The organism is Paenibacillus allorhizosphaerae, assembly GCF_042659105.1.
Taxonomy (GTDB): domain Bacteria; phylum Bacillota; class Bacilli; order Paenibacillales; family NBRC-103111; genus Paenibacillus_G; species Paenibacillus_G allorhizosphaerae.
In genome coordinates, this window is record NZ_JBHSRV010000003.1 from 77,383 (window position 1) to 97,174 (window position 19,792).

The window sequence follows — 19,792 nt, forward strand, 5'->3', positions numbered from 1 at the left end:
TTGATCCATCCTCTCTTTTCTTATATTTGGAAGCTGAAGATTTAGCGTAGACGCGCTCCTTGTTTTATTAACGATTGCTGTACGTTGCCTACATGGAGTTGACGAGGATTGACTTTGTCCTGCACGCACAGCGCCGCTGCAGTGCCCGCCGCCTGGCCGATCGCTATCGCAATCGGCTGTACCCGAATAGCCGAATGCGCTTCATGCGTAGCCGATATCGGACGGCCGCCGACAAGCAGATTGTCGATTTTCAACGGGATTAATGAACGAAGCGGAATATCGTACCATTCTCCGGGCTTCAAGCTTTGGATGACGGTTCCGCTGCCCGTCGGATTGTGGATGTCGACAGGGTATGCGCCCCGAGCGATGACATCGTCGAACTTGCACGCCGATAGCAGCTCTTCGGCAGTCAACACGTGCTCTCCAATGACCCGGCGGGATTCGCGTACGCCGATCTGCGGGGCGGTCGTTTGCAGGTAAGCGTTTTCGAAGCCCGCGACATCTCGTTTCAAAAAGGCTACCAATTGCTGCACTTGGCGTCTTCCCTCGATTTCGGCTTCGGTTAGCTGCCACGGATCGGTAGCGTCCTTCAAGATGACCCGGGTCGTATTGAAATGGATGACGTCGGGCTGATTCGCATAAAACCATAACACGTCTTCGCGCGGGCAGTCCACTTCACCTTTCTCTTTCGCTTCCAGGAATAGACGCGTAATTTCATTTTTGTCCGGCATGTGCTGAACATCGACATTGGCCATTCGGAAGTTGAGCGTCATCGGCTGGCAATTGCTGTCCACCTCCCGGCCCTTATCCACGACCGCACCGGCTAGCGCCGCCAAGTCCGCATCGCCAGTAGTGTCGACGTACATCTGCGCCTTCATTTCGACGAGCCCCTGCTTGTTGGCCAATTGAATCGATCGGATCGTCTTCCCGTCCTCGTCCATCTTCACGCCCGCTAGAAACGTATGGTACAGCAAGGTAACGCCCGCTTCGATACTCAGCTTCTCGGCGACGACTTTAAGCGCCTCCGGATCGAATGCATTTCTCGCTTTCGGATGTCCGTACATGCCGAGCTCGCTCATACCGTCGATCAGCTCCTGCAGTACGCCGAAAATAATTTGTTCCCCTCCGTTTCCTGCTCGATACGACATCCACGGGTTGACCATCATAGCCGTTCCCGCTCCTCCTAGAAAACCGTAACGTTCAATCAGAAGCGTCCTGGCCCCTTCGCGGGCGGAAGCGACCGCCGCTGCGATCCCGCTTGGTCCGCCCCCTGCAACAATTACATCGAAATTGGTAAGATTACTTTCCACCTGTTCCATCTCCCATCCTGGTGAATATGCATTTATTTAACAACCTCTTATAGTATAAAGGCATTATTCCGGATAAAACGATACAGGAATTTAATAAATTATGCATTTATTTTCACAACTCCAATCGTGTGAAGCTGTTCTCTATCTTGAGAAAATAAAGTATTAACGTTCCGTGCAGGGGAGGGCTCCCAGTTCACTGCATTCACTTTATGTTACGCAGCACCTATTATTATTGGGTGAATAAGTTAGGTAAACCCGATCCAGCTGCTTCTCTGATGACCGCAACTGTACAGAGCATAAATAAAATCGCCCTCCACTTTGCCAAGAAGGCAAGCTGAAGGGCGATTGCTCGTTGTTGGAGTAAAATCCGATTTTGACTCAACCACTCGGTGTGTTAATGACCGAGGCGGGGACTTTAAGCAGCATTCTGATTGTCGGTTTTATACGATTTCGTGGGTTTTCCTCTTTTCCTTCAATTGTCGGGAATGAGATCATGTACTTGTCAAAATCGGGAATGGGATCAAGTTCTTGTCACCCGACATATGGTTTATGTCACAATAAATCGCTTTTATGAAGCAAACCATTCGCTATGTGAAAATTTCGGGGTAGCGTAACGATCGATCCTCGATAAATGTTTTTTTCTCAGTCCGGAAAATAAACTTTACTCAACCAAGGTCTTGATAATTTTCAGACTAAAAAGCGGAGGTACGACCATTACTGCGATCTTAACGATCCAGTACTTTTTTTTATGAGCTCAATCGGACAATGTCTTGAAATCCCCGGAGCTTACTTCTTTTCCGCCGCCTGCAGCTCTGCTATCTTTTTATTCGTATCTTCTTCCGCACCTCGCAGCGCCGTATTCAAGTCGGTTTGGTTCAAAATATATTTCGTAAAGGTGCTGTTCATAATCGTTTCGGCTACGCTGTTGTATTTCGTCAAAGCAGAGGCGGGAGCGTACGTGTCCGGCAGCATCGCTTTAATATTTTTCCCTTTGTAAAGCGCGGTATCGGCTCCGAACGATTTACGCAGCATATCGTTTTTAAGCGCGGTTAAAAATTCGCCTTTCTTCACCCATTCCATCTGATACTCTTCCGTCGCCATGAAGGCGGCCACCTGGAAGGCGTCATCTTTATATTTGCTGGATGTCGTAACGAAAAATGCGACCGGGTACGGCTGCGGCCCGACATTCGGTTTGTCCTTATAGGTCGGGAAGCTCGCCATGTCCCAGTTCATCCCTTGCAGCTCCGCTTCCGTATGCAATGTGCTGACAGGCAGCCACATTGCTACACTGCGCTTTTTAATAAATGCATCGCGCTGGAACGCTAGTGCGGCCGAGGCGGTTGTCATATTCATATTCGGGTTTCTATAAAATTGCCCGGACTGCTCGAACACAGACTTCCAGGCATCCGCATTGAAAGCGGCCTTGGAAGTGGCCGGATCGACGACATTCAACGAATATTGATTTCTGCGGATGACATGGGCAAACGATAGAAACAAACCATAGTACTGCTCGTTTCCATCGAGTCGAGTCAATTTTTTGGACATCTCGTTCAAGTCATCCCAGGTCATTCCGTCCTTGGGATACGGGACGCCGAATTTATCGAATACATCTTTGTTATAGTATAAGGGGGATGGCGACATAAAGGACGGAATGCCCCACACCGCGCCATTGCCGAATTTCTTGAACATATCCAGCGCGGCAGGCTCCACTTTGCTCAAATCATAATTATATTTTTTGATGAGCGGAGTGACATCATATTGAAGGCCGAAATCGACCACCCTAGCTTGAAGAAGCCCGCTGGAAGATATGACGAGGTCAATGGGCTCTCCTGCCGTAATTCGTTTGGAAATGTCGCCTGAAGCAATCCATTTTAACGTAATATGCGGATACTTTTTCTTGATTGGCTCGGCAAATACTTTATTAAACCGTTCGAGCGGAAAATCACCTAGTCCGTCGGCGACGACCAGTTCAACCGGCACCGCACTTTTCGGCGGTTCCGCTTTGCCCGAATTCCCAATAGCCTGGTCATTCTCTCCGCCTGAGCCTCCGCTTGTACCGGCACATCCGGAAAGTACCGATACGAACATCAGACCCGCTAACGCCAATGCACTTTTCCTTCTAACCATGCGACCACGTCCTTTTCTTTTTTTCAAATCTCTCTGCTCACTGCCCGTTGCTTAATGTTGACTTGCATCCCCTTCATTTTTGTAAGCGCATACAAATACAATGTTGATTATTGTTCGTCTTGTTGTCCCGTTCTTGCACTGTTTCGCTTTATCGGCATGAGATCAATGACCACTGCTATTTAAAAAATAACATATGCCTTCCCCGTCCTGCTTTATTCCTAGTGCGTATAATTTCCGGTCACTTATCTCAAAGTGCTAAAAGCGTTATCAAATGCTGCTATACGAAAAATCCACCGCTTCATCAGCGACGGCGTTATTGCCATTTTTCAATATAAGGTTATGAGAAATTTTCGGTATAGCTTAAAACTAAGCAGCACATATGTATCAAATCTCACGTATTTTTTGAAGATGCAAAAGGAGCTGCGCAGGCAGCTCCTTCGTCGTTTATGAAGCAGTTCTTCTTGCTACCCGTTATAAGAAATATGCTTGGTTACAATTCGTCTATAGCTCTCCGGATAGACCGCCTTGCGTCATTGATATTGCGGTTTGCATCCTTCAAGCTATCAAGTGCATCCCGAAGGTCGTCTTCTTGTTTAATCTTATATGGTCTCTTTTTTACTTGAGTTACTTTCTTTTTTACTTGAGTTACATTTATCCTTTTCGTCGCCATTTTGAGTTCCCCTCCTATTTTGAAGATACTTAAATAATATGCCGGAAGCGCCATACCGGTATCAAGCTATTGACTATCTTTATAGTAACTGTACCTAGATTTTTTAAATATGTACGATTCCCTAAAGTATGCAATGTAAAGCTGCCCGATATGCTCCATCAGCGGTGGCATCGATTGCCCAATAAAACGGATGAATCGCTTTTAAAGATGCTGTACCTTTCAACGATGGATGTACTGAAAAAGTGGACGGGACGTGTACAGAACTGGGGACAAATTTCACTGCAATTGCCGGTATATTAGCCAGAACGCGTCCAAGTACGCTAAAAGCAACTTTACTTGGAGGGGGTGGCACGAAAGGCTGGATGCCAGTGCGAATGGGGCATCTTTACTTCATCTCATCTTATAATGGTGAACATTAGTCAATAGAGCAATAGAGCAATAGGGCCCCTATTCACGCTTAGACTACAGTTAATCCCCGTACATAGTCGATGTACGGGGATTTCGCCTGCGACAATCTGTTATTTATGTGCGGCCGGCTGATATTCTCCAGGTACCATGCCCGTTGAAATCGCCATTCGATTCCAACAGTTGATCGCATTAATTGCCATAATTAAATCGACAAAATGGCCCTCGTCGAAATGTTTTCGGACTTGCTCATACAATTCCTGCGGCACGCCAGCTTCCGAAATTTTGGTCACAGCTTCCGTTAATGCTATTGCGGCCCGCTCCGCTTCCGTATAGAACGGAGCTTCCCGCCATGCGCTAAGCATATACAATCGCTGCTCCGTCTCCCCCATCGCACGCGCATCTTTCGTATGCATATCAAGGCAGTAGGCGCATCCATTAATTTGCGAGGCACGAATTTTAATCAGCTCCAACAGTTTGGGGTCAAGACCACTCTTCTTCACATACCCTTCCAATTTTAAAAGTGTTTGTAAAGATTCGGGTTGCACTTTCGTATAATTCAGTCTCATTTCCATGTATCATTACACCCCTTATTTTTTGGATAACCTAATTAATACTTTATAACTTTCTTAAACCCACCACACAAGTTTCATTATGGAACAAAAATAACAATTTTAAAACCCGGAGCGTATGATTTCTCTGCATAAATTCCACCCCAACTACAAAGCGTTCTCAAAATAGGTTCAAGTGATTGACCAAGTTCTGTAGTTGAATATTCGACTTTCGGAGGTACTTGGTTGTACATTTCCTACTAATAAGTCCGTCAGTTTCTAATTCTCTAAGCATTTTAATAAGAATTTTTGAGTAATATTATGCACAAGACGCTTTAACTCGTTCGTCCGATTCGGCCTTTAAATGAGAGTAGCACTATCGTCGATTGTTTAATAATCTCTTCCCCCACGGTTTTAGATACGAAATTGCAGTTAAAAAGATTAATATCGCTAGAACGACCGCGCTTCCAGCCAATAACATTTTTTGACTATGAAGATAGTCAGGGTTTTGCATGGGTTCAAACTCATTTAGGGATAGCGCATGTAAGGCCTTTTCAATCCACGTACCAATGAATATACTTCCAAAGAAAATCGTTGTTAAATTGCCGACCCACTTCACGATAACCCAGTAATAGTTGATGATTCCCCACGCTCCAACAGCTAGCCATAATCCAGTGGCTAAACTCCCTAACGCCCCCGGAACGATTAAGTACCAATCGAAATATTTGATGAAATAATGGGCTGCATAAATAAGTTCGCGATCTTTAATAAAAAGCGTAAAAAGAGTTAAGACGAAGTTGCCTAATACTCCTGTAAAATACATAATCACAAAAAGAACGTGAGAGATCACCCACCATTTTTTCTGTTTAGCGTTTAACCTGATATCCCTCATTTTACCAATAGAGATTACCGGTACTGCAATCAGCAAAACCAACAAAAGTGTCCATAAAAAAGCAATCATTAAAAACAGACCCCGCCCTCATAATTTTCAACTTGCAACTGAACAAGTTTCATTTTACAGGTAGATTGCTGACAACTGTATGTCATAGATCATCTTCATATTGGTAGTTACTTTACACATTTTTTTCTTACGACAAGTACAAATCGGGAGCCTTTGGTGCTCCATGCGATTAACGGTCTCACAGCTCAGTAACGTTATTAAGATTAGCAGGAAAAAACCGTTAAAAACCTTGTTCAGAGAATATTGACATCAGAACCTATTTTTATTATCATCTAATTAAATTATTATCTAATTACTTGGAGGGACATGATGTCGGAACAAGTTGCAAATGCACTGTCCAAAAACGAAAAGCTGAAGAAATCTGTGCTTCGAAATTTTTTCACCGAGCAAGGTAGCCTAAAGCATCTTCCGTCACAATTGAAAAAAAGGTTAATAGTACTCGAGCATCTTGCTCACCAGCTTAATCCCAAAAAAAAGTACACAGAGAAAGAATTTAATGAATTCATTAAGCCACTGAATGAAGACTACGCTACAATACGTAGGGAACTTTTTATACACAAATTTGTAAACCGAAATAACGACATATACGAAGTGAATGAACCTGGAGATTGGCGAGATTGGAGAACTCTCAATTAGGAAATTTGATCAACTTCGATAAATAATCGTAAGTCTTCTTCCAGAAAGGCATTCGACTCAAATGATGACGCCGCGTTGTTATTTCCTGAGTTGTATCAGGGTAGTTCAATGAACAGTCCCTAAAAATGATACAAATAGCTCTTTCCGCTTATGATATTCAGGTGAATCAGAAGGTAACAAACCACATGCATACTCTATAATCACCTTCCGACCGAAAAGAACTTTTTCTGAAGCTTTAACACCACAATCTTTGCAGTTGAAACCACATCCATCTTGTACGTTTTTCCATTGTCCTTCAAACGTGGTAACAGCTTGATGTTCCGCGAAGCTTACAGTGACCCATGGCGAAATTATAATTCCTGAGACGATGAAAACAAGGACTATCGCGATAACAATTATGTGTTTCATGATTCGCCCCCCTACTATGTCTAACATAATTACCATATAATTGTATATTTGATATGCTGTCTGCTTGTTTACCGTTAACAGTTCACTTGTTCCTCCATAGGTCAATAACTTTTTATAACCATTTTTGACCTCCTTAGTTTTGTATCATTTGTTATAATGATCGTGCGCTTAATGAGAGTCTACCAAGGAGGGTCACTGGTTTTATGATATTTGGAGAACTTCAATATACATGTACAGAAGCAAAACAATTTGCCGATCGCGGACAAATCGAGAAATGGGTTCACCTGTATTTGAACTCTGCAGGTAAAAACCCAAAGTTTTCGGACGGACTAATGAAACAGAAACGATACTGGGTTGGTCCCATACTAGTTGACGTTGATCGATTACAACGTTGCCACGGACCTGAAAACGAACCCAACATGGAGTACTATTCCTCGGTGGAACATTGGGAGTATAAAGTGGGGAGATTTGAACGCATGTTTCGCGATAATTGGGATGCCCCTCCTCCAATTATACAACATATAAATGGAGTACTATCCGTACGTGATGGTAATCGGCGAACAGCAGCACTAAAGCGTGCGGGCATCTTGCAATATTGGGTAATCATTTGGGATGATGAAAGTGTAGAGCATATCTTGAATACACTTAGCAAATGATTTTTTTAATAAACATCCCCATGACTTGCGAGACTGTTGTTAAAAGATCCAAACCCAAGCCAGAGCCGTTAAAGCGGGTGTTTGTATAATTCGATCACATTGCCATCGGGATCGCGCAAATGGGCAACCCTGGCATTCCATGCCTGCCTATCATGTGGCTCGTTAAGGAGTACCACCCCTTTATCTTTCAAACGGGCGCAAACCTCATCAACTTGATCCACTTCAAAAGTGAGTAAGAATTTCGATTTTGATTCTGCCTCGGTTAGAAGATTGTGTTCACCGATTACTTCCGCCATATTTTGATTGGAGAAAATTTCGATTTTGGTTTCGCCGGTCATAAACGATGCGAACTGCATTTTCTCTTCGGAAAATTCCAATGGAATCTCCATCACATCTCTGTAAAAAGCCACACTTTTCGACTGCTTGAAAATGCAGAAGAATTCGCTTGCCGGCCGCTTCCAAAGGAATGTCAAGCTGTCTGTTGTACCAGACGAACGGATGATGGGCTTCTTCGCCGATGCCGCTCGCATTCGTCTCGTAAATGAAAGGGACGATAATGCTGCGGTCGCCGCCGAAGTCCCGCTGCCACCCCGCTGCTTCACCGGCGCCCGCATCGTCGAAGCCGAAGCGCCACTCGCCGTTCAGATCGACCCAGTGATCCCTCACGAACTGAGGTCTCGGATAATTTTTCACATATTTCTTAGTCGTCATATCGTTCCTTCCACCCCTTGAGTTATGTCAGCTAATCAATGGACCGAACATTCAAATGAACCGCTTCAAATCCCGCCACATTGGAACGCAGCCCTATTTTCCCATGCGTCCATGCGTTTGCATCGGAATATTCAATGACCGGCGTCTTCATGTCATTCCAAAAAACAGAGATACGATTCCCCTGCGCGCGGATCTTCACTTTGTTGCTTTGCCCCGCTTCCACCTTTACGTTTGCGCTTGCCGCATGTTCAGAACCGTAATTCAGCTTTTTCAACGCCAGCTTATTGGAGTGAATCGACAAGTAATACCCCATCATCGAATCCTGTACCTGAGCCGGGTATTGCGATTCGTTCGTAGCACGAAACAGAATCCCGCCGCCACTCGCTGCATTTGGCGCCTTGACGGTAACATCCGCTTCGATTTCGTAATTCGTCCAGCCGTCATGGCCGATATACAGCTTCACATCCTTGTCATCCTGTGAGATTACAGACGTAGCGCCGTTTGCGATCGGATTCCATGTTCCATGCATCGTTACTTTAGATAGATCGCCAAGCGCATTGGCCATTTGCGCCTTCTCATCCGATGCCTCAAAGAGCTCCATTGATCTAAACGTGATACCGCCCTTGACCAGCTTGATCTCCAACTGATGGAAGCCCTGCTTAAGCTGCATTTTCCCGATTGTTTGCTTGATCCAAGCCTCTTTCATGTCTGCTGCGTGAGCATGAATTTCGAATTTTCCAACCGACTTTCCGTCCAAAAATAGTTCAACTGCCGCTGCTTTAGCCAGCTTCCCCATTGCCAAATCCAATCCGTAAAGTCCGCTCTTCTTCACATTAACCTTATAGCTCAGCCAGTCGCCGGACTGCTTAAGTTCAGCCGCATACCCTCCGTCGCCGCCCTCTCGTATATGCACCTTTTCGCCTGTTCTATATGGATTTTCCCCTGCTGCTGCACCTTGAGCAAAGTACCCCCGATTTTCCTCTTTCATAAAATGAACCGCTTGGATCGTCCCGGGCACGGTTTTGAACACTTCAAAATCGCTGCTCCCATTCACGTCATTGCTAAATGCGGTGTACGAAAAAACAGGCTCCATTCCCTCATATACATACCCAATCGCACCGCCGCCAATCGGCAGCTTGCCTTGCACTTTTTTCATCCCGTCAATATAGATGTGAACCTCATTATCATTCTTCTCTACACGAATGGTGTGCAGCTTCGAAAAATCAGTGTCCGCTGAAAGCTTGACCGGCTCTCCGATCTGGCTTGCAGCACCGCCCTTCATGTGCTTCAGGCTGATCGTTTTAGCCGCAGGATCAATCGATATGTAGGCGTAATTTTTCTTGTCCTTGTACGAGAACATCATGCCCAGCCATGCACCGGTACCATGTTCAGAAACCGTCTGCCCCTTGAAATTGTACTCCGCTACAAAATTTTCTTTCGACGCTTCTTTTGAAGTGATCATAAGCCCCTTACCGATTGCTTCCTTTTGAAAAAACTGCTGCCCCTCCGTACTATCCAACCAGGTGTAAAAATCCGCCTTCTTAGGCGCTTCCTGAATGAAATTCGTCGGTCCGGTGACGGACATTTTTTCCCCGTTAAACACGATTCTATCGATATTAGCCTTTCGGACGACTCCGTTCGAACCCGGTCGCTTGCCAACCAAATTATGATAGACCACATAATAAGAGTCCAAATCCGGCCCGATCGTCACCATGGCGTTGCCAAGTCCGTTCAAATCGTCCTTGGTGCTAAGCAAGAGCGTATAATCGGTGTGCTGAGTGTATTTGCCGATCGGCCCGTCCTTTGAAACCGAATAATCGACGCGATACCCCTTGCTCAAATAATGATTTCCCGTATAAAGCAAATAATATATCCCGTTTCGTTTAAACATGGAAGGCCCCTCGGTCCACCAATTTAAATAAGCGTTCAGCTGCTTTTCAGGACCGATCGTGAGCGAATCCGACATCGGACGGCCGATGATTCCCTTCCCTCCGGCATGGATCATATACCATTTACCGTCATCATCGATAAAAACGTTTGAATCGATTTTCAGTTGTGAGAAATTTTCGGATTGCCTCGTAAACGGCCCCAATGGGCTTTCACTTTTGAATAAATAGTGGTTATTGCCGTTATTTACAGCAGGATACATATAAAACTGGCCATTATGATAAGTGACGCCCGGATCCCATACATTATTCGCATCCGGATCCTTGGAAACAAAATCTTCATATGTCCAGTTGACCAAATCGTCCGAGCTCCAGGCTTTAATCCCCCTCCCGCTGGTTACATACAAGTAATACCTCCCGTTGAAACGTAAAATATTAGGGTCTGCAGCTCCGAACGGCCATTCTTCTTTTAACGAGAACGGATTTTTATACGTATTGGTCGGATTCAATGGAGGTGTTTCAATCCTTTCCTTGGAGGTTTTACAGACGGACAAACCGATTACTAATGCAGCGCCCGCAACAATCATACAGCTTGAAACAATAGTGAGAAGCTTTCTATATCTCTTATTTCTTGGTTTTAGCTTCATCTGTTACCACCTTAAAATTGAACTCCGCCCTGACCGCGATCCAGCTTGAATTCCATGCGGTATTGCTGCTTTTGAACGGAACGGACATTGTCCAATACTTCGTCTGACGTTCTCATCCCGCAGATGGCGACGCTAACTCCCGGATTAGACAGTACGAAATCCAATGCAATCTGCTGGGTATTGAGCTTTTCCGCCGCTTCCGGCGCAACTCGCTTCATAAAGCGGGCAAAAGCCTGGCTGGTGAGCGGCCTCATAACGACGACGCCCACTTCGCGACTTGCCGCTTCGGGAATAAGAGGGTCGGCCGCGCCTTGATAAAACAGATTGTAACGAACCTGGATCACATCAAAATGTCCCGATTGAATCGCCCACAGCAAGGTGTGATCCGGGTTTTCATTCGTAATTCCGATAAAACGGATTTTGCCTTGCTTTTGGCATTCTTTGAGCGCGTCGAGAGGCCCGTCATGTATAAGTCGCTTATAATCCCCCTCTGTCAAGTACCCTCCGTGAAACTGCATCACGTCAATATATTCCGATTGCAATCGCTGCAGGCTGGCATCTACGGACCGCTTCACCTCATCGTAGCCGAGGCTTGAAGCTACCTTCGTGGCGATATACGCTTCCGTACGGCGCGTTTTGAGCACTTCCCCGATAATACTCTCGCCTAACCCCTGACCGTAACCCGGAGCCGTGTCGATATAATTTATCCCTTGGTCGAGAGCCGTGTGAAGCGCTGCTTCGACGTTGCCGCGGCTGTTCCTGGCATCGTAAGCCTCCAGGTAATTGTTGATTCCCATCGGCGCGCCGCCGAATCCGATGCACGAAACGTTTAGACCGGTACGTCCCAGTTTTCTGAACTCCATGTTAATCCTCCTCGTATAATCAGTTTTGAAACTCATTTTAAGCTATTTACCAGTTGATCCGGACAACGGAAGAGAGCTTAAATAAATTTCCAATTAAAAAGATGGTGATCATCTTAACGTTGGATGTGGGCGTAGCCGCCCCCGTACCGCAGCCCGAAAGGCGAGAAACGGAAGTCGGGGGAGCGAAGCCTGCGCTTTTTAGCTCTCGATTCGATCCGGACGAATTAGGCTTGCTTGTGGAACTTAAACATTCGAAATCGATTAAACATCACGCATTCGCGTTTTCTTTCCTCTTATCTTCGTAATTCAATTTAATGGTCGTGTTCATCGGGAGGCGATCCTCTTTGGCCATCGACCACAGGAGCAGCTTCCGGTCGAGCCCGTGAACGATAGGGTCATAGGCCGGGTCGCCGAACAAGTTCGTCAGCTCGTGCGGGTCGCTCTTCAAGTCGTACAGCTCCCCTTCCCCGTTTGCATAGACGTTCAGCTTCCAGTCGTGGGTGCGGATGCTCTTCCCTTTGCCCAGCCAGGCGTCCCGGTAAGCGCACCAAACGAAGTACCGTTCGTCGAACGGATGCTCCGGCCGGCCGGTAATATCCGACAGCTTCGGCGACTCTCCCTCTTCTCCGCTTTCCATAACCACATACTCCCGAGGGAAGTAATCCTGCTCCGACCGGAGGAACGGCGCGAGGCTCCGGCCTTGGCAGCCGTACGGAACCGGTACTCCTACCATCTCAAGCAAGGTCGGCATGACGTCGACCAGCTCGACCATATAGCCGGTACGCTTCGGTCCTTTGTAACCCGGCGCATAGACGATAAACGGTACATGCGTAAACGAATCGTAGAACCCGTTATGCTTCTGGATGAGCCCATGCGCCCCCATCGAATCCCCATGATCGGAGGTGAAGACGATCATCGTATTTTCCATTAAGCCGAGCGATTCCATCTTGGTGAAAATGGTCGCGAGCGTATCGTCGATAAACTTGATCATGCCGTAGTGAATTGCCCTTACCTTGCGGATCAAGTCGTCGTCGGCGCGATCCATCGCGTCCATCACGTGCATGACCTTCTGCCGCTCCGGCTTGCCATCCAGATTATCTTTAGGCGGCAGCGGCACATCGGCCGGGTCGATCATACTGGCATAAGGCTCCGGCACCTGATACGGAGTGTGCGGATCCGGGAACGACAGCCATGTGAAGAACGGCTTCTCCGGATCTCTAACCTTCTCCAGATAGTCTACCATTGATTGGCCGAGGAGGTAGGTGCCGCATTTCTCCAGCCGGGCCGGATTTGTGCCATGTCCGAGCGGGCTGTTCCAGCAGTTGCGCTGAGCCCATTCATGAGCCGCGATACTTTCCGGATCGTTCCGGTACCCGTCGACCATATGGCCGTGCTCGGCAAGACGAACGTGATCGAATACTTGCCGCAGCAGACTGGCCTTCTCGGGAACGGAGCCCGGATAGTACGATTTGGCCGCGTCATTCATGAACGCGTGATTTTTCCCGATAATCGCGGTCTGGTAGCCGTTCTCCTTCAACACCTGAGGCAGCGTCGTTTCGTTCGGGTTGATTAACATATGATTCGCATGCACGCCAATCGTCGAAGCGTAACGGCCAGTAAACATGGATGAACGCGAGGGCGAGCATGCCGGATAGTTGCAGAACGCAAGCTCGAACACGACCCCTTTCTCCGCAAGACGCTCCAAAGCTGGAGTTTGCAGCACCGGATTGCCGTACAGACTTAACGTTTCCGCCGTTTGCTGGTCGGTTTGAATAAGCAGGATGTTGGGTCTGGACATCGGGTTCTCTCCTTATAAAATATTCTATTTCATCGAATTGATATAATTCTCTATCTCTTTGTCGGCCAATTCCCCGGCTTCTCTCAAAGCGGTATTTAAATCGATGTTGTCGATCGTCGCCCGCTGCAGCGCGTTAGACAACTGTACGACGACATAATCGTCATAAAGGGTAAACGGTCTTGGCCCCGCCGGTTGCAGCGTCGTGACCGCCTTCACGTTTTTGCCAGACAGCTCCTTCAGATTGGCCCCGTACTGATCGCGGATCGCTTTATCGTTCAAGACCGTCAGACGACCTTCTTTATTGTAATACGTCTGCATCTCATCCGACAGCAAGTAAGCGATCACCTTGAAAGCTTCATCCTTATGGGTAGACGTAGGCGTAATGCCATAGTATGGGGTATTCACCTGTGTAGCCGTACCTGGCAAATCGCTGAAGGTCGGCATCGTCACCATATCCCATTGCAAATCCGAATCCGGAATCGACATCAAATTGTTCAAATAGTTAATATTGCCGATAAACATGGCGAGTGTCTTTTCCTTGTAAAACAGAGCCCCGTTGCCGATCATTTTGGGCGGCTTGTTGCCGGGTACGTCGTATACCGCCTTCAACGTGGACATAAACTTTTGCCATCCGTCCGAGCTTATGATCGCTTTATTCGTCTTCGGATCGACGAACGGCAGCGACATTTGGCTATTGTTGATCGGGAAAAAACGGTCGAATTCGAGCCCTCTGAACTGTGTTCCGTCATCTGTCTTGCTGACGTCACGTGCAACCGTCATCATTTGCTCCCATGTCATGCCATCCTTCGGATACGGAACCCCGAATTTGTCGAAGATCGCTTTGTTGTACACGAGAACGAGCGTGGCCATACTTTCGGGCAATATTTCGATTTTACCGTCCTTGGAGTAGCTCTTGATCGTTTCAAGCACCATGGGGTGGAGTCTGCCCATATCGAAATTGTACTTTTGGATAAGTGGTGTCAGATCATCAAACACATGACTCAGCTGAAGCTTCCCGTACCATCCGGGCACCGAATAGAACAGGTCGGGAACATCACCGGAAGTCAGTAGAATGTTCATCCCCTCGGGACCGCCTTTTTCCGGCAGCTGCCGTTCCAATGTAACATTAGGGAACTTTTTCTCGATCGGTTCCTTTACGAATTTTGCGTAAACTTCGTCGGAAAATTCTTTAGGGAAATAGATCTTTAGCGTCACCGGCTTCTCGATTACATCCATTTTCCCGGCCGGCTGAACGTTCTCGTTCTGCTTGTTTCCTGCGCCGTCCTTTTGCCCCCCAAAGCTGCACCCCGCGAGTGCAATTGCGAGAAAAACTACCATCAACGCCATCAAACGCTCTCTCTTTTTCAAAGCTGCTTACCTCCCATTTTTCGATACATGTAAACGCTGTTACACATTCGATAAGCGAATGTGCTACAATAAAATAGTAGCATAACGGGTTGCCGAGCAATCGATTAACAATTACGCATTTTCGATTATGTTGGTCCACGTTCAGGAGGAGGCTGGCTCGGGTGGCCATATTAAGCAGAATCAAATTTGTCGATGACCTCTTTATGCGGATGGCATGGGTTATCGAACATGTTGTGAACGCCGAAACGGAGTTCCCTCGGGCGAATTATGCAAAAACGATTATATGGATCGTCGTGGAAGGAAAAAGAACGATCGAGGTGAACGGCTCTCTTCATGAAGTGCAAGCCGGGGATATCGTCGTCATTCCGCCTCAAACACCCAGAACCGTTTTGCCAAGCGACCCGGCTTCCGGTCCGTTTCACTACTATACGATAGGCTGCGATATCAAGATCGGCTCCTTAAACTTTGCGGAGTTGTACAAACTCCCTTTGCTAACGCGGGTCGCGGATATTTCCGCCTTTACGGAGATTTCGAAGCTGACCGCGAAGCTTCTGGTGCAATCCCTAAAAGTGATCAAAGAGCTTAATGCCTTGGATCAGCCCCAGCTGATCATCAGTAGGGTCAATACCGACGAAACGGCCGCGCTGTTCGCCTTAAACGCCTCGTTTCACTTCTGGTTCGCCCGCTTCCTCGACATGATGCGGTGCTATTTGCCTGACGAGCCCCAGGAGATCGATCCCCGCATCAGCAGGATATGCACATATATGCAGTTGAACCTGGACAGGAGGCTTAAGCTGCCCGATTTGGCCAATTATTTGTATATAAGCGAAAGTCACCTGCGTCTTCTGTTCCGCAAAACAATGGGCGTATCGCCTACGGAGTATTTGCGGCAGCTTCGCCTTCAGCGCGCGAAGGAACTGCTCGTCAATACGTCCTACTCGCTGAAGGAAATTGCGGTGCTATCGGGCTTCGAAACACTGAATCAATTCAGCCGGGTGTTCAGCACATACGAGTCCGTTCCGGCCATCCAATACCGGAAGCGTTATTATGGCAGCGTTCAGGGGTAGCTGCCGCTCCACCAGCTTGTGCGGCATGTGCGGAACGGGTGCGGAAATTCACCCGTATGAAGACTACCTGCAAGTTGACAAAAGGACATCTTTTCGCAAATTGCCTTTGGAGCAGTCTGGTCCGTCATTATGCCTACAGAGCCTTTTAACTTCCGTAGATCGATAGGTCCGGTCGGACAAGTGTTGAGCAACGGCAAAAAGCCCGCTTCGCACAGGGCATGCGAACGGACTTGATGTACGGCGGAAAATTTATTTACCTAAAACCATAATTTCGGACAACTGGTCCGTCGCTATGCTTTCGGGGCTCCTTTTATTTTCTGCAAATCGATCGGCCCGGTCGGTCCTTCTCCATCGTTTTTGCCCTTCCAATATTTCAGGTACTCCTCTTTCTTCAGGACGTTCGCCCTTTTCGTCCATTTCTCGTATTCGTCGCTTAGCCGCTTCACGACCTCGGGCTGACTTCTGGCCAAATCGTGCATCTCCGTACCGTCCTTCTCCAAATCGTACAGTTCCCACGGATATTTCTCGAATTTTACCAGCTTCCAGTTGTTGTTCCTGACACCGCAATTGCCCTCATGTTCCCAAAATAAATATTGCTTGCTCGTCGTATCGTTCTCGAGAATCATAAGAAGACTGGTTCCTTCGGCCGGTATAATCTTATGCCCTTTATACTGTTCCGGATACTTGGAGCCGCTCACCTCAAGAACGGTTGCCATCACATCGGTAAGCTGAGCAGGCTTTTTCCTCAGTGCGCCTTTCTCCTTCAAGCCGGCAGGCCAGTGAACGATAAACGGAGACGCGATGCCGCCCTGATGAATGTAATGCTTATACATGCGGAAGGGGGTATTGGATAAGCTGGCCCACCCGGCACCGTAATGACCGTTACCCTCGGCGTAACCCGGTCCGCCAGGCAGCTTCTTCGTATCTTTAATATTGAGAAATTCGGCATTCCCGCCATTGTCCGAAAGAAACACCAGGAACGTATTGTCGAGCTCGCCGGACTTCTCCAGCGTTTGAACCAGCCGTCCGATATTTTGATCCATACAGTCGACCATCGCGGCATACACCTCCATCGCCCGGAGCCTCCATGACTTGGAGCTCTCATTCTCCCAGGCGACGGCTCCCGAATCGGTCATTGCAGGCAGTTCCCACTTCGGGTCGATAATGCCCATCTCCTTCATGCGAGCGAATTTTTCCTGGCGCAGCGCTTCCCATCCCCGGTCGAACCGGCCTTTATACTTGGCGATATCCTTGTCCTTAGCCTGAAGCGGGAAATGCGGTACTGTGTACGACATATACAGGAAAAAAGGCTTTTCCGGCGTCGCGCTCATATGATTCTCCAAAAGACCGATCGCTTTATTCGTCATATCGTCCGTTGAATAATAGTTTTTGCTGATTGACGAAGGAGCGACCTTCACCCCGTTAAGCGAAATACTTTCTGTGGCGAAATAGTCGACGCCGAGATAATGGTACGCTTTGTCAAAGCCTCGCTGATGCGGAAAACCGGGACCCAAATGCCATTTGCCCGCCATGTAAGTGCCGTAGCCGTTATCCTTCAACACCTCCGCGATCGTTACGCAGCTATCGTTCAGCTTCTGCGTGTAAGGACCGAAGTAGCCCTGCAGATGAGCCATTCCTGCTTGATGAGGGTGCAACCCCGTCAAGAGTGAAGCTCTTGACGGCGAGCAGCGGGCCGTATTCGTAAATTGGGTCATCCGGATTCCGCCTGCGGCCAGCTTATCCAAATTCGGCGTTTCGATTTGGCCGCCATAGCAGCCGATATCCGAATATCCGAGATCATCCGCCAAAATAACGACGATATTAGGCTTCTTCTTCATGGCTGCAGGACGTTGCGGAACGCTCCCGTCTCCTGCAGGCAATGCTCCGCCTTCGGGGTTCGACGGGCTGCGCAGCAGCCAGCCTCCTGCCGAAGCGGCAAGCACGGTTCCCCCTAATGCTCCGAGTCCGATCACAAACTCCCGACGCGACAATTTTTTATTCATCCCCACATTCCTCTCACCTGTACTCTGCTGGAATCATTTGGCCGTCTTAAACTGTCGGACAGCCTGATATCATATATAGCGCTATTATATCAACATGCAGTATTCGAGCCTACGTCAGGATCGATTAAGCACTATGCCGATTCGATTAAAAATTTAAACAGCGGCAAAAAGCCCGCTTCGCATATGGGCATCCGTGCGGGCTTTTTGTGCGCGGATGTTCGCGTGCGACCGCGCTTCGTACCTTTTTTGTCGCCGGGCATGTTAGTGTCTAAAAACGGTTATGCACAAATAGTGCATGGACATATAAAATAAAAAAAGCCGCGATAAACGCGGGTATGATCGGCCGATCATCTTATCGTCCGAAAAGCGATGATGTTGTTTCTGTAGTCTAGAATGATCATTCTCAATTTCTCCAATTCTTAACTGTCACTTTTGGGTTTGGCTTGAGATATTCTTAACCGTAGGATTCATTCTACTTTTTGTCATAATGTCATGTTACTGATTACACAGTAAGAGGAGTACTGTCATATGCCCCAACAATAGATACCATCATACCTCCTTCATTCGACGATGCCGTCGAATTCCCGTACGACATTCGAGCATTTTGTCAGAATTGTCGTATATACTCAAATAATTGTGAAGATGGAGTCGACTCCTGCGCTTGCCCGGGAAATGATGCAGGCAATAACTTTACATTTCCCAATGCCGGGCCATATCCGAATTATACAGGACAAGAGCTCAAAGCCTCGTTCATACCGGCTTGGTTCTTGTTCGCTCTTCAATGTCTCGCTCCATCTCCTTGTAATAATCGGTCTTCTCGTTTAAGACCTCTAATGTTACGGTAAGCTGGCCGATCTGCTCCTTGATCTGTTGTTTATGATCCTCGAGCACCCGTCTGCGCTCGGCGACCGTCTCCTCCCCGCGGTAGCGCAGCTCGGCGAAATGCTGCATCTTACGGATCGGCATGCCGGTATCGCGGAGGCGGATGAGGAACCGAAGCCATTCCAGGTCCGTCTTGGAATAAAGGCGGTAGCCGTTATCTTCTCTTGCAATGGCGCGGATGAGACCGGCCCTCTCGTAATAACGCAGCGTATGAGAGGAGAGGCCGGTCATCTCAGTAACTTGCTGAATGGTATACGTCGTTTTCATGCTTTAATTATATCAGAATGCAACGTTATTTCACTTCTCCCGGCAATGTCATGCTGTTCAGCAGGTTCATTCCGTTAATGGCTGTAGGGAACCCCCCGTAAAGAACCGTGTGAATAATAAGCTCCTCCATTTCCTGACGCGTCAGCCCTACGTTGGAACCGGCCACGATATGCACCTTCAGTTGAGTCTCCCTGCCCATCACGGTCAGCATGGCGATCGTTGCGATTTCCCGTTCCCTTAGGCTTAAACCTTCGCGGCCGTAAATATCGCCGAACGTTTCCACGAGAATTTTCCCTAAATCCCCCAAAGGAGCCACAACGGCTTCCCCTGCATGTCCGTCCACCTTCTTCAGCATTTCCATTCCGAATTCATACCGATTTTTCATATGATCAGCTCCTTATGTTTTGGCTGATTCTCATTCTAAACTTTAGAGCGCGCTCTAAAGCAAGACATTTTTCAAATGATTACGATATGTCATCGGGAAGGAATTATATCCCCCGTCTCAAGACAAATAGAAAATTATTCATTCTGCACTATGTGGAAATGCCAGTCGATCATTCTGGGTTGGTGCTGCCT

At 47.6% G+C, this 19,792-nt stretch carries 18 protein-coding genes and 1 pseudogene; 3 read left to right on the top strand and 16 right to left on the bottom strand.

Going from position 1 to position 19,792, the window contains the following annotated elements; genetic code table 11:
- Positions 1 to 41: 41 nt before the first annotated feature.
- The 6 genes and pseudogenes from ACFQI7_RS13640 to ACFQI7_RS13665 form a co-directional block, all read right to left on the bottom strand.
- Entirely contained in the window at positions 42 to 1,310 is a 1,269-nt protein-coding gene (locus tag ACFQI7_RS13640; protein WP_218101493.1) for an FAD-dependent oxidoreductase, read from the bottom strand.
- 786 nt (positions 1,311 to 2,096) lie between these two features.
- A complete protein-coding gene (locus tag ACFQI7_RS13645; RefSeq protein WP_218101492.1) occupies positions 2,097 to 3,437 on the bottom strand; it encodes an ABC transporter substrate-binding protein in 1,341 nt (446 codons plus the stop codon).
- Between the two features lie 490 nt (positions 3,438 to 3,927).
- Positions 3,928 to 4,107, bottom strand: coding sequence for a hypothetical protein (locus ACFQI7_RS13650; RefSeq protein WP_218101491.1), 180 nt, complete (start codon positions 4,105 to 4,107; stop codon positions 3,928 to 3,930).
- A gap of 518 nt (positions 4,108 to 4,625) precedes the next feature.
- Positions 4,626 to 5,087 (bottom strand): carboxymuconolactone decarboxylase family protein, encoded by a 462-nt coding sequence (locus ACFQI7_RS13655; protein WP_218101490.1) that lies wholly within the window; start codon positions 5,085 to 5,087, stop codon positions 4,626 to 4,628.
- Positions 5,088 to 5,164: 77 nt separating this feature from the next.
- Positions 5,165 to 5,420: pseudogene (locus tag ACFQI7_RS13660) on the bottom strand (winged helix-turn-helix transcriptional regulator); the annotation flags it as partial.
- A 19-nt stretch (positions 5,421 to 5,439) separates the two neighbouring features.
- Positions 5,440 to 6,024 carry a DUF2269 domain-containing protein gene (locus tag ACFQI7_RS13665; RefSeq protein WP_218101489.1) on the bottom strand — a complete coding sequence of 195 codons (585 nt, stop codon included), beginning with the start codon at positions 6,022 to 6,024 and terminating at the stop codon, positions 5,440 to 5,442.
- A gap of 309 nt (positions 6,025 to 6,333) precedes the next feature.
- On the opposite strand from ACFQI7_RS13665, the gene ACFQI7_RS13670 reads away from it, so the two are divergent.
- On the top strand, positions 6,334 to 6,660 hold the full coding sequence (locus tag ACFQI7_RS13670; protein ID WP_230415385.1) for a DUF2087 domain-containing protein: 327 nt from the start codon (positions 6,334 to 6,336) through the stop codon (positions 6,658 to 6,660).
- Between the two features lie 105 nt (positions 6,661 to 6,765).
- Here ACFQI7_RS13670 and ACFQI7_RS13675 read toward each other — a convergent pair whose 3' ends face one another.
- Positions 6,766 to 7,068 carry a hypothetical protein gene (locus ACFQI7_RS13675; RefSeq protein WP_218101487.1) on the bottom strand — a complete coding sequence of 101 codons (303 nt, stop codon included), beginning with the start codon at positions 7,066 to 7,068 and terminating at the stop codon, positions 6,766 to 6,768.
- A gap of 203 nt (positions 7,069 to 7,271) precedes the next feature.
- On the opposite strand from ACFQI7_RS13675, the gene ACFQI7_RS13680 reads away from it, so the two are divergent.
- Entirely contained in the window at positions 7,272 to 7,724 is a 453-nt protein-coding gene (locus ACFQI7_RS13680; protein ID WP_218101486.1) for a hypothetical protein, read from the top strand.
- Positions 7,725 to 7,792: 68 nt separating this feature from the next.
- Here the strand turns inward: ACFQI7_RS13680 and ACFQI7_RS13685 are convergent, their stop codons facing one another.
- The 6 genes from ACFQI7_RS13685 to ACFQI7_RS13710 form a co-directional block, all read right to left on the bottom strand.
- Complete coding sequence (locus ACFQI7_RS13685) at positions 7,793 to 8,113, bottom strand: VOC family protein (protein ID WP_230415383.1); 321 nt, start codon at positions 8,111 to 8,113, stop codon at positions 7,793 to 7,795.
- Positions 8,001 to 8,435, bottom strand: coding sequence for a sugar-binding domain-containing protein (locus ACFQI7_RS13690; protein ID WP_230415381.1), 435 nt, complete (start codon positions 8,433 to 8,435; stop codon positions 8,001 to 8,003). The genes ACFQI7_RS13685 and ACFQI7_RS13690 overlap by 113 nt, the downstream gene beginning before the upstream one ends.
- 31 nt (positions 8,436 to 8,466) lie before the next feature.
- Positions 8,467 to 10,830, bottom strand: coding sequence for a family 43 glycosylhydrolase (locus tag ACFQI7_RS13695; protein ID WP_218101485.1), 2,364 nt, complete (start codon positions 10,828 to 10,830; stop codon positions 8,467 to 8,469).
- Between the two features lie 149 nt (positions 10,831 to 10,979).
- Positions 10,980 to 11,831: an aldo/keto reductase gene (locus ACFQI7_RS13700; protein ID WP_218101484.1), complete on the bottom strand. Its 852-nt coding sequence runs from the start codon at positions 11,829 to 11,831 to the stop codon at positions 10,980 to 10,982.
- Between the two features lie 268 nt (positions 11,832 to 12,099).
- The gene (locus ACFQI7_RS13705; protein WP_218101483.1) at positions 12,100 to 13,629 is read right to left on the bottom strand and encodes a sulfatase family protein; all 1,530 of its coding nucleotides are present in this window, start codon (positions 13,627 to 13,629) and stop codon (positions 12,100 to 12,102) included.
- A 24-nt stretch (positions 13,630 to 13,653) separates the two neighbouring features.
- Complete coding sequence (locus tag ACFQI7_RS13710) at positions 13,654 to 14,997, bottom strand: ABC transporter substrate-binding protein (protein WP_218101482.1); 1,344 nt, start codon at positions 14,995 to 14,997, stop codon at positions 13,654 to 13,656.
- A gap of 161 nt (positions 14,998 to 15,158) precedes the next feature.
- Between ACFQI7_RS13710 and ACFQI7_RS13715 the strand changes: the two genes are divergently transcribed.
- The gene (locus tag ACFQI7_RS13715) at positions 15,159 to 16,064 is read left to right on the top strand and encodes a helix-turn-helix domain-containing protein (RefSeq protein WP_218101481.1); all 906 of its coding nucleotides are present in this window, start codon (positions 15,159 to 15,161) and stop codon (positions 16,062 to 16,064) included.
- Between the two features lie 290 nt (positions 16,065 to 16,354).
- On the opposite strand, the gene ACFQI7_RS13720 is transcribed toward ACFQI7_RS13715, so the two are convergent.
- From ACFQI7_RS13720 to ACFQI7_RS13730, 3 genes are all read right to left on the bottom strand, one after another.
- Positions 16,355 to 18,067, bottom strand: coding sequence for an arylsulfatase (locus ACFQI7_RS13720; protein WP_218101480.1), 1,713 nt, complete (start codon positions 18,065 to 18,067; stop codon positions 16,355 to 16,357).
- Positions 18,068 to 18,817: 750 nt separating this feature from the next.
- The gene (locus ACFQI7_RS13725; RefSeq protein ID WP_218101479.1) at positions 18,818 to 19,216 is read right to left on the bottom strand and encodes a MerR family transcriptional regulator; all 399 of its coding nucleotides are present in this window, start codon (positions 19,214 to 19,216) and stop codon (positions 18,818 to 18,820) included.
- 25 nt (positions 19,217 to 19,241) lie between these two features.
- Positions 19,242 to 19,601, bottom strand: a complete 360-nt coding sequence (locus ACFQI7_RS13730; protein ID WP_218101478.1) for a carboxymuconolactone decarboxylase family protein — start codon at positions 19,599 to 19,601, stop codon at positions 19,242 to 19,244.
- Positions 19,602 to 19,792 lie beyond the last annotated feature (191 nt).

What these genes read in the sequence shown, in the direction of transcription:
- ACFQI7_RS13665 (WP_218101489.1), bottom strand. Translation starts at nt 6,024, where the DNA reads ATGATTGCTTTTTTATGGACACTTTTGTTGGTTTTGCTGATTGCAGTA.
- ACFQI7_RS13730 (WP_218101478.1), bottom strand. Translation starts at nt 19,601, where the DNA reads ATGAAAAATCGGTATGAATTCGGAATGGAAATGCTGAAGAAGGTGGAC.
- ACFQI7_RS13650 (WP_218101491.1), bottom strand. Translation starts at nt 4,107, where the DNA reads ATGGCGACGAAAAGGATAAATGTAACTCAAGTAAAAAAGAAAGTAACT.
- ACFQI7_RS13675 (WP_218101487.1), bottom strand. Translation starts at nt 7,068, where the DNA reads ATGAAACACATAATTGTTATCGCGATAGTCCTTGTTTTCATCGTCTCA.
- ACFQI7_RS13655 (WP_218101490.1), bottom strand. Translation starts at nt 5,087, where the DNA reads ATGGAAATGAGACTGAATTATACGAAAGTGCAACCCGAATCTTTACAA.
- ACFQI7_RS13670 (WP_230415385.1), top strand. Translation starts at nt 6,334, where the DNA reads ATGTCGGAACAAGTTGCAAATGCACTGTCCAAAAACGAAAAGCTGAAG.
- ACFQI7_RS13700 (WP_218101484.1), bottom strand. Translation starts at nt 11,831, where the DNA reads ATGGAGTTCAGAAAACTGGGACGTACCGGTCTAAACGTTTCGTGCATC.
- ACFQI7_RS13725 (WP_218101479.1), bottom strand. Translation starts at nt 19,216, where the DNA reads ATGAAAACGACGTATACCATTCAGCAAGTTACTGAGATGACCGGCCTC.
- ACFQI7_RS13680 (WP_218101486.1), top strand. Translation starts at nt 7,272, where the DNA reads ATGATATTTGGAGAACTTCAATATACATGTACAGAAGCAAAACAATTT.
- ACFQI7_RS13645 (WP_218101492.1), bottom strand. Translation starts at nt 3,437, where the DNA reads ATGGTTAGAAGGAAAAGTGCATTGGCGTTAGCGGGTCTGATGTTCGTA.
- ACFQI7_RS13705 (WP_218101483.1), bottom strand. Translation starts at nt 13,629, where the DNA reads ATGTCCAGACCCAACATCCTGCTTATTCAAACCGACCAGCAAACGGCG.
- ACFQI7_RS13690 (WP_230415381.1), bottom strand. Translation starts at nt 8,435, where the DNA reads ATGACGACTAAGAAATATGTGAAAAATTATCCGAGACCTCAGTTCGTG.
- ACFQI7_RS13720 (WP_218101480.1), bottom strand. Translation starts at nt 18,067, where the DNA reads ATGAATAAAAAATTGTCGCGTCGGGAGTTTGTGATCGGACTCGGAGCA.
- ACFQI7_RS13685 (WP_230415383.1), bottom strand. Translation starts at nt 8,113, where the DNA reads ATGGAGATTCCATTGGAATTTTCCGAAGAGAAAATGCAGTTCGCATCG.